Annotated in this window: 14 protein-coding genes and 1 riboswitch; of the genes, 9 read left to right on the top strand and 5 right to left on the bottom strand. The window is 64.6% G+C overall.

Going from position 1 to position 12,999, the window contains the following annotated elements; all coding sequences use genetic code 11:
* The first annotated feature begins 6 nt into the window (after positions 1–6).
* Together D6M19_RS20870 and D6M19_RS20865 are read left to right on the top strand one after the other, a co-directional pair.
* On the top strand, positions 7–723 hold the full coding sequence (locus D6M19_RS20870) for an alpha/beta fold hydrolase (protein ID WP_123027173.1): 717 nt from the start codon (positions 7–9) through the stop codon (positions 721–723).
* Between the two features lies 1 nt (position 724).
* A riboswitch (ZMP/ZTP riboswitch) is annotated at positions 725–802 on the top strand.
* 18 nt (positions 803–820) lie between these two features.
* Positions 821–1,681, top strand: a complete 861-nt coding sequence (locus D6M19_RS20865) for a bifunctional 5,10-methylenetetrahydrofolate dehydrogenase/5,10-methenyltetrahydrofolate cyclohydrolase (protein WP_123027172.1) — start codon at positions 821–823, stop codon at positions 1,679–1,681.
* A 339-nt stretch (positions 1,682–2,020) separates the two neighbouring features.
* Here D6M19_RS20865 and D6M19_RS20860 read toward each other — a convergent pair whose 3' ends face one another.
* Positions 2,021–3,493 (bottom strand): phospholipase D-like domain-containing protein, encoded by a 1,473-nt coding sequence (locus tag D6M19_RS20860; protein WP_123027171.1) that lies wholly within the window; start codon positions 3,491–3,493, stop codon positions 2,021–2,023.
* 148 nt (positions 3,494–3,641) lie between these two features.
* Between D6M19_RS20860 and D6M19_RS20855 the strand changes: the two genes are divergently transcribed.
* The gene (locus tag D6M19_RS20855) at positions 3,642–4,406 is read left to right on the top strand and encodes an endonuclease/exonuclease/phosphatase family protein (RefSeq protein WP_123027170.1); all 765 of its coding nucleotides are present in this window, start codon (positions 3,642–3,644) and stop codon (positions 4,404–4,406) included.
* 243 nt (positions 4,407–4,649) lie between these two features.
* Here D6M19_RS20855 and D6M19_RS20850 read toward each other — a convergent pair whose 3' ends face one another.
* A complete protein-coding gene (locus D6M19_RS20850; protein WP_123027169.1) occupies positions 4,650–5,090 on the bottom strand; it encodes a hypothetical protein in 441 nt (146 codons plus the stop codon).
* A 16-nt stretch (positions 5,091–5,106) separates the two neighbouring features.
* Positions 5,107–5,772: a DUF305 domain-containing protein gene (locus tag D6M19_RS20845; protein ID WP_123027168.1), complete on the bottom strand. Its 666-nt coding sequence runs from the start codon at positions 5,770–5,772 to the stop codon at positions 5,107–5,109.
* 380 nt (positions 5,773–6,152) lie between these two features.
* On the opposite strand from D6M19_RS20845, the gene D6M19_RS20840 reads away from it, so the two are divergent.
* From D6M19_RS20840 to D6M19_RS35295, 5 genes are all read left to right on the top strand, one after another.
* A complete protein-coding gene (locus tag D6M19_RS20840; protein WP_123027167.1) occupies positions 6,153–6,908 on the top strand; it encodes a response regulator in 756 nt (251 codons plus the stop codon).
* A complete protein-coding gene (locus D6M19_RS20835; protein ID WP_234834961.1) occupies positions 6,905–8,068 on the top strand; it encodes a sensor histidine kinase in 1,164 nt (387 codons plus the stop codon). Before D6M19_RS20840 ends, D6M19_RS20835 begins: the two co-directional genes overlap by 4 nt.
* Before the next feature lie 94 nt (positions 8,069–8,162).
* On the top strand, positions 8,163–8,861 hold the full coding sequence (locus tag D6M19_RS20830; RefSeq protein ID WP_123027165.1) for a hypothetical protein: 699 nt from the start codon (positions 8,163–8,165) through the stop codon (positions 8,859–8,861).
* A 305-nt stretch (positions 8,862–9,166) separates the two neighbouring features.
* Positions 9,167–10,240, top strand: coding sequence for an alpha/beta fold hydrolase (locus D6M19_RS20825; protein WP_234834960.1), 1,074 nt, complete (start codon positions 9,167–9,169; stop codon positions 10,238–10,240).
* Between the two features lie 162 nt (positions 10,241–10,402).
* A complete protein-coding gene (locus D6M19_RS35295) occupies positions 10,403–10,726 on the top strand; it encodes a hypothetical protein (RefSeq protein WP_123027164.1) in 324 nt (107 codons plus the stop codon).
* A gap of 135 nt (positions 10,727–10,861) precedes the next feature.
* On the opposite strand, the gene D6M19_RS20815 is transcribed toward D6M19_RS35295, so the two are convergent.
* The gene (locus tag D6M19_RS20815; RefSeq protein ID WP_123027163.1) at positions 10,862–11,569 is read right to left on the bottom strand and encodes a DUF2382 domain-containing protein; all 708 of its coding nucleotides are present in this window, start codon (positions 11,567–11,569) and stop codon (positions 10,862–10,864) included.
* Between the two features lie 539 nt (positions 11,570–12,108).
* On the opposite strand from D6M19_RS20815, the gene D6M19_RS20810 reads away from it, so the two are divergent.
* On the top strand, positions 12,109–12,447 hold the full coding sequence (locus tag D6M19_RS20810; protein WP_123027162.1) for a hemophore-related protein: 339 nt from the start codon (positions 12,109–12,111) through the stop codon (positions 12,445–12,447).
* 322 nt (positions 12,448–12,769) lie between these two features.
* On the opposite strand, the gene D6M19_RS20805 is transcribed toward D6M19_RS20810, so the two are convergent.
* Entirely contained in the window at positions 12,770–12,925 is a 156-nt protein-coding gene (locus tag D6M19_RS20805) for a helix-turn-helix transcriptional regulator (RefSeq protein WP_234834959.1), read from the bottom strand.
* Positions 12,926–12,999 lie beyond the last annotated feature (74 nt).

Below are 12,999 nucleotides of genomic sequence, written 5' to 3'. Positions count from 1 at the left end.
GACCCGATGAAGGCCGTGACGGTGCATGCCGACGACGGGATAGCTCTGCACGTCGGTGTTCTGGGCGATGGCTCCGACGTTCTGGTGTTGTCCGGAGGGCCGGGTTGCGTGAACTATCTCGAGAACGACGACTTGGTACCCCGCGGGGCTCGCGCCTGGTTTCCCGAGCCGCGAGGCGTTGGCCGATCTGGCGGCGCCGCCCACGACCTCGCCCGCGCGGTCGCCGACCTCGAAGCGATCAGAACCGACGTCGGCGTGGATTCCTGGACCGTGCTTGGCCATTCATTCGGTTCGGACTTGGCCGTTCGTTACGCCTTGGACCATCCGGCACGTGTCCGCGCCGTGGTGGGTATCGCCGGCCACGGCCTGCACAAGGATCGAACGTGGTCGGCAATCTACTCCGCGCTCCGTCACACGGAAGACGAGTTCGTCATCGACTGGCAGCCCGACGTGCACGAGGCGCTCAACGCCTCCTTCATCGAGTGGATTCACGAGCCCGCGTTGTACCGACGATTGGCCGACACCCGCGTGCCGATGACCTTCCTGGCCGCAGGTGAAGATATTCGACCTGACTGGCCACTTCGTCAGCTCGCCGCATTGGTACCGCGAGGAGACTTCCGCGAGTTGACCGGTGTCCCACACAACTTTTGGAGCACGCACCCGTCGACATGGACTCAGACCGTGTCCGACCTTTGCCGCACCGCTCCCGCGGCTGATAGGTAAAGTGTGAGTTGGCGACTGGCGTGGGTGGGGCACCACCGGGAAGCAAGGTTCGGACGCATCGACCGCCTGGGTGCTCCTCACTGTGAGGAGCACTGTCTTGTCCGCAACGATCATCGACGGCGCGCATGTCGCCGACACCATACTTGCCGACGCCCGGGAACAGGCCGCCGAGTTTGAACGGAAGGCGGGCAGAAGAGCCTGTCTGGCAACGGTTCTGGTCGGCGACGACCCCGCCTCGCACACCTACGTGCGGATGAAGACCAACCGATGCCGCACCACCGGTCTGGACTCGCGCAGCCACCACGTCGCCGCGACCGCGACCACCACGGACGTCACTACCCTGGTGGACGAACTTTCTGGCGACGACAGTGTGGACGGCATTCTCGTCCAGCATCCGATGCCCGCGCAGATCGACGAACGCGAGGTGTTCGAAGCCATCACGCCAACCAAGGACGTCGACGGAGTGACGATGGCGTCATTCGCCGCGATGGCTTTGGGAGGGCGAGGATTTCAGGCCTGCACCCCGGCTGGAATCATCCATCTACTCGACGCCTACGGCGTAGATCCCACCGGCTTGCACTCGGTCGTGGTCGGCCGTAGCCCAATCCTGGGCAAGCCCGTCGGTATGCTGCTGCTCGCCCGCAATGCCACCGTCACCTACTGCCACGCCCGAACCTCCGACCTGCCCGGGATCATCGCTGCGGCCGACATCGTCGTTGCCGCGGTCGGCCGACCTGAACTCATCAAAGGTGCGTGGATCAAACCCGGAGCTGTGGTCATCGACGCCGGCTACAACCCGGGCAATATCGGCGACGTCGAATACGCCCCGGCCGCCGAGAGAGCCAGCCTCATCACACCGGTGCCCGGCGGCGTCGGACCGACAACGATCGCCGTCCTGCTGCACCAAACCGTCACAGCAGCAGTCCAGTCAGCCGGAGTGCCCACCACCGGGGTGTGATGTCTCACTTCTTGGTTACGTGGATGAGGAGAAATGGCGGGAGCCCGGCCCGATGGGGATGGACACGCGCACCGCCTCCTCGGGCGCCATTGGCCGATCGCCATCGCAGGCGACGACTTCGGCCATACCACCGTCGGCCGGGCGCTGGCCGAGCGCAGGGAACAGCTCCCCTTACTCCGCCCGCCACAACGAGGCCGAGATCTGCGAAGCGGACGGCGCAGCCGCTTCCGGGCAGATGGCAGCCCAAAGTCGCCAGGTGACCGACTGTCGGGGCTGACTGTTCGGAAGCCGTTCCTCGACTGAGATCGCCAGCGGGCACTCGTAACTAGCGTGCCCGTCTCAGTGAACCGGCGGTCGACCGCCGAACCCTGTGATGAACCGCTGCACCGCTCGGGCCAGTGACCGTGGGACGTGGTCTGGATCCATGAGGTCGTTCTCGGCCAGAGGGCTCGCTTCATCGGCCACTGTCTGCTCGGTGAATGGCCGCAGCTTCTTCCCCTGTGCGCGGAGCGCCTCAACGGCCTTCAACAGCGAACGGCATTCGAGCGCCGCAGCTTCCAGCTTGCCAACGGGCACGCCAAGGTGTTCCGCGACCAATTGGTCTCGCACAGAAATGATTTCGCGGCGCACCTCGCCGGACTCCGAACTGTCCGGATCCGCCTCGATGGCGACATCACACTCGCTGTCGAACCCCATCGACCGGTTGTTGAGATTTGACGAGCCGATCCGCAGTAGCCGGTCGTCGACCGTCATCACCTTCGAGTGGATGTAGATAGGTGTCCCGCCGTCGGTCTCCGGCCAGTAGATGCCCAAACGCCGGTATTCGTCTGCCTCCCAGAGCAACTGTATGAGCCGGTGGCGTGCGCCGTCCATCGTCTCGCGCTCGAGGCGGTTGTTGCCTTTGCGAGGAAGCACGATGACGATCTCGGGACCGTTCTGTTCCTTGAGTCGGGCGGCGAGGGCTTCGACGATGCGCCGGGCAGCCAAATACTGGTTCTCCAAATAGATCACGTGGCGTGCCGCCGCTATAGCCGCGAGGTTCAGCGCCTCCACCTCGCGGATCTCGCCCCGGCTGTCGAGTTCCGGCAACGTGCGGACGATGCCAATGTCGACGTCGCGCAGCGATGCATCCAGTTTCGTGGGCCAGGTCGCGTGCTGGGCGTCGACCGGGGCCAACGGCTCGGCCGTCGCGGTATGCCAGCGGTCTCGCGCTTGCTTGGCGAGCTCACGCCCGGCCGCTCCGTCAACCGCTGCCGCGACCTCGTGCCGCGGCCCATAGCCGCGCCCCGCCGTGCGCCGTCGGCGACTGTCATGCTCGTGGGCGCTGGTGTCCCACCGGTCGGTGGTGAGGTCGATGCCACCGCAGAACGCCGCGGCGTCGTCGACGACCACGATCTTCTGGTGATGGACAGCGCCGGTCGGATGGGCGCCGTCAGTGGCGAAGTGAATTCGCTTGCTTGTGACGCGATTCAGAACCGGCACAGGGGTGAGGCCGAACCAGACGTCGTCGAAGGCGGGGAGCAGGCGCAGGTTGGACCTAAGCAAGTAGATGTCGAGAGCCGGCCGCTTCCACAGCATCCAATAGAGGAAGGCGCCGAGCAGATTGGGGCCCGGGAGTGTCTTGACGCCTCGCTCAAATGTCATCCGGGCGTCGAAATCCCAACCGATCAACATGATTCGATGTTGGGCGCGCAACATCGATGCCTTCACGTGCGTGAAGTAGTCGGCGGCATCGATGATGCACGCGAATTGGTCGGCACGCTCAACGCGCCAGCACGTCTGGCCGGGAATCAGCAGGCGATCGTCGCTCACACCGAGTCTCTCAACGCCCTCGACGGCTCAGCGCAGACATAGCGCAGTGTTTACCACAACGAGGTCCTGTGCCACGTCGTCCTGCAACACTCGAAACAACAAAGACACCCGCCGTGATCGGAGCGCGCAATCTTGGGTACAAGTATTCATGCGAGTGGCGACCTTCAACATCCTGCACGGACGCACCGCGGGAGGCGGAGTCGATCTTGATCGTATGCGCGAAAGCGTGCTCCGACTGGACGCCGACGTGCTCGCGCTACAGGAGGTCGACGTTGATCAAGAGCGGTCGGGGCGAGCTGATCTGACCGCAGTGGCGGCCGAAGCCATGGGTGCGGTCGCCCATCGATTCGTCGCCGCCATCGCGGGCACGCCGGGTGCGACGTGGATGGCGGCAACGGGTGAGGAACTACCAGGCACCGCCGGTTACGGGATCGCCTTGCTATCGCGCTACCCGGTTGTCAGTTGGCAGGTGTTGCCCTTACCCCGGCTCCCGTTCCGATTTCCGATGTACTCGCCAGGTTCGGGCCGGGTGATGGTCGTCGACGAGGAGCCCCGCACGGCGGTGGTCGCACTGTTGGAGACGCCGTGGGGTCAGATCACATTCGCCAACACGCACCTTTCGTTCGTTCCCGGATGGAATCGTCGCCAGCTGCGCCGACTGGTCGACGATCTGCAGGGCTTTCCCGGCCCTCGCATGCTGGCGGGCGATCTCAACCTCACCCCATCGGCGGTCCGGCGCTCTTCGAGGATGCGCTCGCTGGGCCAGGCCGCGACCTTCCCGGCCGGATCACCGCGGCGTCAGATCGACCACATCCTGACCGACGATGCTCGCCTCGAGGTGCGACGCTGCGAGGCTCCGCTCTTGCCGATCTCGGATCACCGGCCGCTCGTTGTCGACATCGTGAAGGCCTGAGGCGACTCTGCAGCGAATGAGTCACCGGATCAAGAACAATGAAGGGTCGGTGTTGCCGTCCGCAGCGGAGCGTTCCGACGGGCCCGGCGACAAGACGAGGTGACGCCCATCGCCGCAAGTTCGACGTCGTGCACGACTTCCTCCGGACGGTTCTTGGTGTAGTCGACGAATTGGTCGGCGCCGAGAGTCGCTGACGGGCACCGCGCGAGTCCTCCGCCGACAATCAGCGCTGAGTAGCAGAGGTTAATGGTCGTGGTCGAACACGACGAGGGTGTCGGCCAGATCGCCGTCGACGAAATACGCCCGGCACGTGAAAGGGTCATGCAGCGTGCCGCCCACTTCGTTCGGCGCCTCGACAACGCCCTCGACACTCCGCACGCTGATGCGGGAGTGGTCGACTCCGTTGAGCGGCCCGCCGCTCGTTAGCGAGAACAAGTCCATGACGTCCGGGTCCAGTTGGGCGCTCGTCACGGTGACGTCGGTGAGTTTCGCTGTGGACGGTGCCACCAGCTGTGCTACGACATCCCGTTCGCACCGCTGCTGTGCCGCACGTTCGCCCATGTCCACGGATGCCGCTTCGATGAACCCGAAACCCCGCGTGGCTATGGCGATGGCGGCCAGGCCGGCACCACACGTCGCCGCGGCTGCCAGGAGCAGCGCACATGACCTCTTTTGAGCTCCCATGTATTGCCGACTTCGCCTACAGCGTGGGCAGAATCGACTTCATCGTATCGATCTCTTTCTGCTGGCTGGTGATGATCGACTTGGCCAGGTCCACTGCTGCTTGACTCTGGCCGTTCTTGGCCTCGTTCTGGGCCATGTCGATCGCCCCCTGGTGGTGGCTGATCATTTGGGTCAGGTAAAGCTTGCTCGCCGCCACGCCTTGAGCCTTCTCGAGGGCATCCATGTCGGCTGGGGACATCATGCCCATCCCGGGCATTGCGCCCATTCCGGGCGACATTGACCCGCTCGGCATCATGGAGCCGCTGGGCATCGAATGACCGGGCATGTCCATGCCGGGCATCGTGGTGGGCATCCCCCACTCGGTCAGCCAGCCCTTCATCTGCTCGATTTCGGGGCCTTGGGCATTCTTTATCTGCTTGGCCAATTCGATCACCCGCGTGTCGATTCCCTGCTTGCCAAGGATCATGTCGCTCATTTCGATGGCCTGCTGGTGATGCGGGATCATGTGCTGGGCGAACATCGCGTCTACGTTGTTGTGCGCCTGGGCCTGTGCCGGCGCCGAAGTGGAGGCCGAAGGGGGCGAGGGGGGCGCCTGCTCGGTCGTGGCCTCGCTACACGCTCCGAGGGCGAGAAGCGCGGCCACGGCTGCCACACCCACAACGACACTATTTGTCGATTTCATCTTGCAAACTCCCTTTTCCTATCTGGGGCACCGGTGTGTCCGCACACCCGTTTTCGGTGCCCAAGTCTTTATTTCCTGGGCTATGGCTGGGCTAGCTATTCCATGGAGATTCGATAAAGCGCGCCGCGCGGGTCCGTCAACTGCTCCCCACCCCGGCGCCCATGTGGGACCCGTTGTGGCAGTACAACATCCAGGTGCCAGGGCTGGTGGTGAAGCCGCGCCGGCTCATCGGTGCAGACGTGACGCGCTGTGTCCTCACCTCAGCCTTCCCTGGATGTCCTGATCCCAGAGTGCCCCCCGCACGTGAGGGGTTTGATGATGGTTCTGTGAAGATTCCCTCAACAGCAAGGCAGGGATCGTCGGGGCGGCACCATGAAGGGATGGACTCCTCCCCGCCACCCCTCGGCTCGGTCGGCTCGGGCTATCGCGCGCTGGTCGTCGACGACGAGGTGCCGCTGGCGGAGTTGGTCGCCAGCTATCTGCAACGGGAGCATTTCGAGGTCACGGTTTGCCACACCGGGGTGGCGGCGTTGGCGGTCGCCCGCGACGTCGATCCGGATGTCGTGGTGTTGGATCTAGGCCTGCCGGGCATCGACGGGGTGGAGCTGTGCCGACAGCTGCGAACGTTCTCCGATGCCTACGTCGTCATGCTGACGGCCCGCGACACTGAGATCGACACCATCGTCGGGCTGTCCGTGGGCGCCGACGACTATGTCACCAAACCGTTCAGCCCACGAGAACTCGTCGCCAGGATCCGGGCCATGCTGCGCCGTCCGCGAACCGCAAGTGTGCCGGTTTCTTCCTCCGGTCAACCCGATCCCGATGCGCAGCCGCCTCGGATGTTCGGGCCGCTGTCCATCGAGATCGGCAGCCGGCAGGTGTTCCTCGACGGCGAACCAGTTGCCTTGACGCGCACCGAGTTCGACATTCTCGCCGCGCTGTCGTCACGCCCCAACATGGTGTGGACCCGCCGCCAACTGATCGAGGCGGTGTGGGGAGAACCCTGGGTCGGCAACGACCACCTCGTCGATGTTCATGTCGGGCATGTGCGACGCAAACTGGGTGACGACGCGGCAGATCCGCGATTCGTGTTCACCGTGCGCGGGGTCGGGTATCGGATGGGGACGGGCCAATGACCACGCCAAGTCCCGGCCGGACGGGTTTCGGGATGCGGCGCCGGCTGTTGATCGCACAGGCCCTTGTGCTGTTGGCCGGGGGCGTGACCACGTGGGTGGTGGCGCTGGTGGTCGGGCCGCCGCTATTCCGCGAGCACTTGTTGCAGGCCGGCGTTCCACATGACTCGCATGAGCAGTTCCATGCCGAGCAGGCCTATCGGAGCGCGACCGCCATCTCCATCGCGGTCGCCATCGCTGTGGCTGCCCTCACCGCCTTCATGGTCACCGCCTACGTCGGTCGCCGCCTGCAGCGCTCCGTCGCCGAGCTGTCCACGGCCGCCAGCGCGGTGGCCGAAGGTCGCTACGAGATCCGCGTCTCGCCGCCCCAGCTGGGCGATGAGTTCGATGACCTGGCGTCGGCGTTCAACCAGATGGCGCAGCGCCTTGAGGCGGTGGAGACAACTCGACGACGAATGCTGGGTGACCTCGCCCACGAGATCCGCACTCCTGTCTCGGTGCTGGAGGCCTACCTGGAAGCCGTGGAAGACGGAGTCAAGACGCTCGACCCGCAGACCATCTCGATGCTGCGCGAGCAGACCGGGAGGTTAGTGCGCTTCTCCGCCGACGTGGCTGCGCTGGCTCAGGCAGAGGAAGCCCACGCCACGATCACTCCCGGGCGAGTCGACGTCGACGAGCTTGTCGCCACCGCGGCTGCGGCGGTCGCGGACGAGTACACCGCCAAACAGGTCACGCTGACGTCGAAGGCCACAGGTGTCGGCACGCTGTGGGCAGACCGCCAGCGCCTCGCACAGATCCTTGGGAATCTGCTCGACAACGCCCTGCGGCACACCCCCGCTCATGGGCATGTCCAGATCGCCGCCAACTCTGACGCCAACGATGTGGTCTTCACCGTCACCGATGACGGTGACGGCGTCGCTGGCGAACACTTGCCCCGCCTGTTCGAACGCTTCTATCGCGCTGACACCGCTCGCGACCGCGGCCGCGGCGGAGCGGGTATCGGACTGGCCATCGCCAAGGCGCTAACCGAGGCCCACGGCGGCCGCATCAGCGTCCAGAGCCGCGGACCGGGCACGGGAACGACGTTTACCGTGACCGTGCCGGTCAGGCTGACACCTGGCCCCGGCACGGATCAGCGGCGGCAGGCGCCGGCCAGTCCGTAGACCATCGATGACGTCGAGGCCCTGCGGATCTGACACCCGAACGTTATTGGCTGGTGCTTGTGTTGCTCCGCCGCCGCTCGGACGATCAAGGGCAATGACCTCAAGGGCATTGTCAAGAACCGAAGGCAGGGTGGCCGCTCGTGCAGCGGCGACTGCCTCTGTCGGCGCCGCGCTGATCCATTTCGCCGTCACGCCGGCCCACTGGGGTGTCTGGCTGCCGTCGGGGATCTTCTTCGCCTCGATCGCGGTGTTCCAACTGATCTGGGCGTTTCTCGTCTGGACACGACCGCCTGCGGTACTCCTCGCCGCAGGGGTTATGGCCAATACCGGCTTCGCCGTACTCTGGGTATGGTCCCGGACCGCGGGCGAGCCCTTCGGCCCGAACGCCGGTGAACCAGAACCAGTGCAGGCCGCCGGTATCTGTGCACTGTTGCTCGAGTGCTACATCGTCATGGGTGCAGCGTGGGCATGGTTTCGAGGCGAACGGGCAGCACTGGTGTCGGGTTTCGGAAGCGCGCTCGTTCTTCTCGGTGCCAACACCGTTGTCGCAGCTGCGGTTACCGCAGGAGTGGCTTCAGGCCTTCAGGGTCATAACCATCACCACGACGGGTCAGACGCTGCTCCAAGCGGACACCCGGCTCCACACAGCGACCACCACAACCATTCGGAGCCCGCCGTTCCGTTGGACGCCCGAGTGACTCAACCCTCTACGGCACCTGCGCCCGCCGCACCCGCTTTGCCTCTGACGGAGCCGCCACACGACACCAACGGAGAGCACCCCCACGACGAGTGAGCACCCGCCGAGGGTTCAAGGGATGAAGGACATCGAGAAGGGGCTGCAACCTTCAGGATCTGTGCGCGCTTGGCTGGACGGGACCCCGAGTTGGCCGCTGAGTTCCCCCGGGACCATCGACTCCACGACTGTGTGACTTTCTACCTTGTCGGCTGACCGCATGAGGCGATTAGTTTCGCAGTCAGTAGCGGCTTGGACGCCAATGACGCCTTTCAGCACACCGCGAGGGCAGAAACCCATGATCATCTGTGCAATCACCTGGCGCTTTTCGGGGACTTGGTGATCTTCAACCCTGGGAGTCCACGATGCATACCCATCCCAATGGGACTATCACGCGGCACATCCAGCCTGCGGCTTCGGGGGACGCCGGCCTGGAACCGTCGGGGGCATCGGTGGTGGAAGGCCGGATGCCGCTGACCGGCGGTGCGATCTCCTACACGAAGGCCGGGGCCGGGCCGGCTGTGCTGCTGATCCACGGTCTGGGCGGTACGCGCCGCACCTGGCGACACGTGATCCCAGACCTGGCGCGTACCCATACGGTCATCGCACCCGATCTTCCCGGTCATGGTGGGTCGGACCCACCGGCGGGGGACTATTCACTGGGCGCGCATGCGTGCGCGATGCGTGATCTGCTGCTCACGTTGGGCTTTCCGCGGGCGAGCATTGTCGGTCACAGCCTTGGGGGCGGTGTCGCATTGCAGGCCGGTTATCAGTTCCCGGAACGTATCGAACGCATGGCGCTGATCAGCAGCGGTGGTCTTGGTGCCGAGGTCACCCCGGTGCTGCGGGCGGCTACCCTGCCCGGCGCCGACGCGGTGGTTGCCGGACTTAGCTCGATCCCGGCGGCGCTGACCCAGCGCCTGTTCGGTGTCCTGCCGGCGCTGATCGGTGGCTCGGACGCCGGGGTGCTCGCCGAGGTGCTGCACGGGTTGAGCGCCGAACACCAACGACGGGCATTCCTGCGCACCGCGCGCACTGTCATCGACTGGCGCGGGCAGACAGTCAGCGCCATCCGCCAATTGGGTCTACTCAGCGATGTCCCGTTGCTGGTCGCTTGGGGTGCGAACGACAAAACCATCCCCCCACAGCATCACCACGCCCTGGCCGAACGTGTCCCGCACGCGGTGACCGTGGAGATCGCCGGTGCGGGCCACTACCCGCACGAAACCGCCCCAGCACAGATGCTGTCCGCGTTGCAGACTTTTCTGGCCGCGACCCAGCCGTACCGCTATGAAGAGGACCGCTTTGTGCAGCTCTTGACTTCCGTCGACCCGGTTGAGGGCCGCCATCGCACGGGCCGGGCCGTGCAGTCATCCTCGTCCGATCATCTGGTGAGGCACCGGTGGCCACCGCAGACGTCGCCGAACACGCCCATCTGAACGCCGCAGACCTCGAGGAGCTCGCCGTCGTATATCAAGCGCACCATCGCTTTTCAACGTTGCCTGGACCTGGCCCGCCCGCGTGGTGATCGGTGCCAGCCGCACCAAGACGGGTGGCTGCTGGGGACGCTCGCCCTGGACGCGGCGAAGACCATCGAGAACATGGAACTGGCGCACAATATCGGTCACGGTCAATGGGATTGGATGAACAACCCCGAAATCCACTCCACCACTTGGGAGTGGGACATGGCGGGGCCGTCCGCCCAATGGAGGTATTCCCACAACTACAGTCATCACGTGTTCACCAACGTCGTCGCCGTCGACGACGACCTCGGGTACGGGGTTCTCCGGGTCACCCCTGACCTACGGTGGAACCCCCGCAACCTGCTGCAGCCGCTGCGACATCTGTTGTTGGCGGCTACCTTTGAATGGGGGCGACGCGAGTCGCCCTCGCCATCGTCATGCGGTACCCAACCCGCGTACTGAAACCACCGTCGTGAGTAACGGCCGCCGACATCCATCATGACGCCAGCCAAACGAGCTCTGTCTATCGGCCAACGTGGCAGGCTTGGCGACGGCGCGGGCGTGGGAATGCACCGCGCCGCCACCAAGCGGGTGCGGTCAGTGCTGGCTAGTTTCGGGCGCGTCGATCTGTTCCTGGCCGTCGGCGTCGCTGACCGTCTCCTCACCGGCGACGGTGACGATGCCTAGGAGTTCCCGCTCGAGTACGACGGTTTCTTTTACTACGACGGCCTTGTCACCAAGCAGGGTGAATTCGTGCTCTTCTGCGACGAGGACCCACCCGGACATCGCCTCGTCACGGTTGGCCTCGGCGCCGGGTTCGCGTTCCAGACGGACGTTCTCGCGGCTGACCGGCACCGTCTTGGTGGCGTTCTTGGTGCCCCAATACTTGCGGAGCCGGCCGGTGCCGCGGATGTGCGCCCCCGGCTGGCCTGCCTGGTCTTCCGGCTTGCTGTGCTGGGAGTCCGCCGCCAGAGATCCGCTGTGTGGGCTGTAAGGCATGCCGTAGTGGTTGTAGAGATACTTCTCGGCCAGCGGGGACAGGTCGGTGTTGGGGTGGTGGTGCGGGGCACTCTTGAGTTGCTCCTTGTCGAAGGGCACGCTGAGCACGGCACCGTCGAACTGGGCTTTACTGATCGGCACCAAGGAGACATGGCTGCCGAAAAGGCCGCTCTTGACCGCGATCCACTCTGGCTGGTTGGTGTCATTATCAACGTAGATGTTGTCGACCTTGCCGAGCTTGACGCCCTCGGCGCCGGTGACCTCGACACCTCTCACGTTGTCCAGATTGATTGTGGAACTGGTCATGAGAAATTCCTTTCGGGCTGGATGGTGACCGGGCGGGATTGTGGTGTTATGCCGTGGCGAGCCGGCGGCCGCGTCACGGATCGAGCGACGTCCCGGACGGGATTCGTCCGACGCCCAATATCGTTTTCCTGTCCATGCGATGCGCTGAATGGTGTCATTAGCGTCCAGTCCGCTAATGACTGCGAACGCTATTCGCCTCTTGCGGACAGCCAACAAAGCCAAACGTCACAAGAGTGGGGAGCCGATGGTCCCCGGGCGTCATCGGCGGCCATGTTGAGCGGTCGGCGCCGACCTCGGCCCTCGAAGCTGACGTTGGGCAAGCGGCGGGGCACTATCGACCGGGCGGGTCCGGCGTCATGGGTCTTGGCGTGGCAAACCTTCCGTTGCGTCCCTACCGTTCGACTGCTGGTGCCGTTGCCCACGCACCGCCATCGGCTCTCGCATCGCACCTGAAAGCTGTTTGTCCTCGACTAGAACATTGCTAAGCGAGCGTTTTGGCCACCTGGTGATTATTGTAGAGCCGAAGAGCGGAGGCAAAAATGGTGAAGCTGTCGTCGACAAAAGTGAACGTCACATTGAGCGGTTTGGCGTTGTTGCTGACCGCGGGGACGGGCGTCGCATCAGCGGAACCCGCTGGGGACCCGCTGGTCAATACTACGTGCAGCTACGGGCAGGTTGTTGCGGCGCTCACGGCTGAGCGGCCCGACCTTGCCGCTGAGTTCCAACAAGAACCGATGGCGCAGGCCATGCTGACCAGCTTCCTCGCGGCGCCGCTGAATCAGCGCCAGCAAATGGTCGCACGCATTCAGGCCACCCCTATGGGCCAACAGTACATGGGGGGGATCACGCAGATCGCGAACAGCTGCAGCAAGTACTGAGCGCTTCGCCGATAACTGCCGACTCGATCTACGACGCGATCGCTGCCAAACATGTTGATCAAATCGAACTCTGAGGGAAGCTGCTCCGCTTAGAACTCATCCAGGTACCGGTAAGGCGTCGCCCGACTCACCCCGAGGGACTTAGCGATGTCCTTGCCGGTATGACGCTGGGCCTTCTTCCGCTTGGCGGCGGCGATGTCCGATCGACAGCGGCGAGGAGACCCTGCGCGTTCAGGTAGCTATCTGCCGGGCGAGTATTGGGCCGGCTCATTCCAGATCATCCGTCGTCATCGCCCCCGCGCTGAGCCGGTCTACGTAGGCATCAAGTGATTCCGAAGTGATGAAGCCGCGGCGACCGATATTGACCTTCGCGGGCCTCGCCGCGCTTGACCAACTCGTACACCGTGGTGTGGCCGATTCCTCCGAGGAGCTGTCGTGCCTCAGGGATCGAGACCAGCACCTTGGCTGCGGTGTCCATACCTGTACCTCTGTTCTTCCGTGCGTATCCGCCAGTAATCTGGCGGCCTCCGGCAGCAGGGCGATCGCGTCGTC

The sequence above is a fragment of the Mycolicibacterium stellerae genome, assembly GCF_003719305.1.
Lineage (GTDB): Bacteria > Actinomycetota > Actinomycetes > Mycobacteriales > Mycobacteriaceae > Mycobacterium > Mycobacterium stellerae.
Note: the sequence above shows the minus strand (reverse complement) of the source record. Positions and strands in the feature narration are given on the sequence as shown.

Excerpts from the sequence above, each read along its gene's own strand:
- D6M19_RS20870 (WP_123027173.1), top strand. The coding sequence starts at position 7 with ATGAAGGCCGTGACGGTGCATGCCGACGACGGGATAGCTCTGCACGTC.
- D6M19_RS20855 (WP_123027170.1), top strand. The coding sequence starts at position 3,642 with ATGCGAGTGGCGACCTTCAACATCCTGCACGGACGCACCGCGGGAGGC.
- D6M19_RS20850 (WP_123027169.1), bottom strand. The coding sequence starts at position 5,090 with ATGGGAGCTCAAAAGAGGTCATGTGCGCTGCTCCTGGCAGCCGCGGCG.
- D6M19_RS20845 (WP_123027168.1), bottom strand. The coding sequence starts at position 5,772 with ATGAAATCGACAAATAGTGTCGTTGTGGGTGTGGCAGCCGTGGCCGCG.
- D6M19_RS20840 (WP_123027167.1), top strand. The coding sequence starts at position 6,153 with ATGGACTCCTCCCCGCCACCCCTCGGCTCGGTCGGCTCGGGCTATCGC.
- D6M19_RS20835 (WP_234834961.1), top strand. The coding sequence starts at position 6,905 with ATGACCACGCCAAGTCCCGGCCGGACGGGTTTCGGGATGCGGCGCCGG.
- D6M19_RS20830 (WP_123027165.1), top strand. The coding sequence starts at position 8,163 with ATGACCTCAAGGGCATTGTCAAGAACCGAAGGCAGGGTGGCCGCTCGT.
- D6M19_RS20825 (WP_234834960.1), top strand. The coding sequence starts at position 9,167 with ATGCATACCCATCCCAATGGGACTATCACGCGGCACATCCAGCCTGCG.
- D6M19_RS35295 (WP_123027164.1), top strand. The coding sequence starts at position 10,403 with ATGGAACTGGCGCACAATATCGGTCACGGTCAATGGGATTGGATGAAC.
- D6M19_RS20815 (WP_123027163.1), bottom strand. The coding sequence starts at position 11,569 with ATGACCAGTTCCACAATCAATCTGGACAACGTGAGAGGTGTCGAGGTC.
- D6M19_RS20810 (WP_123027162.1), top strand. The coding sequence starts at position 12,109 with ATGGTGAAGCTGTCGTCGACAAAAGTGAACGTCACATTGAGCGGTTTG.
- D6M19_RS20805 (WP_234834959.1), bottom strand. The coding sequence starts at position 12,925 with ATGGACACCGCAGCCAAGGTGCTGGTCTCGATCCCTGAGGCACGACAG.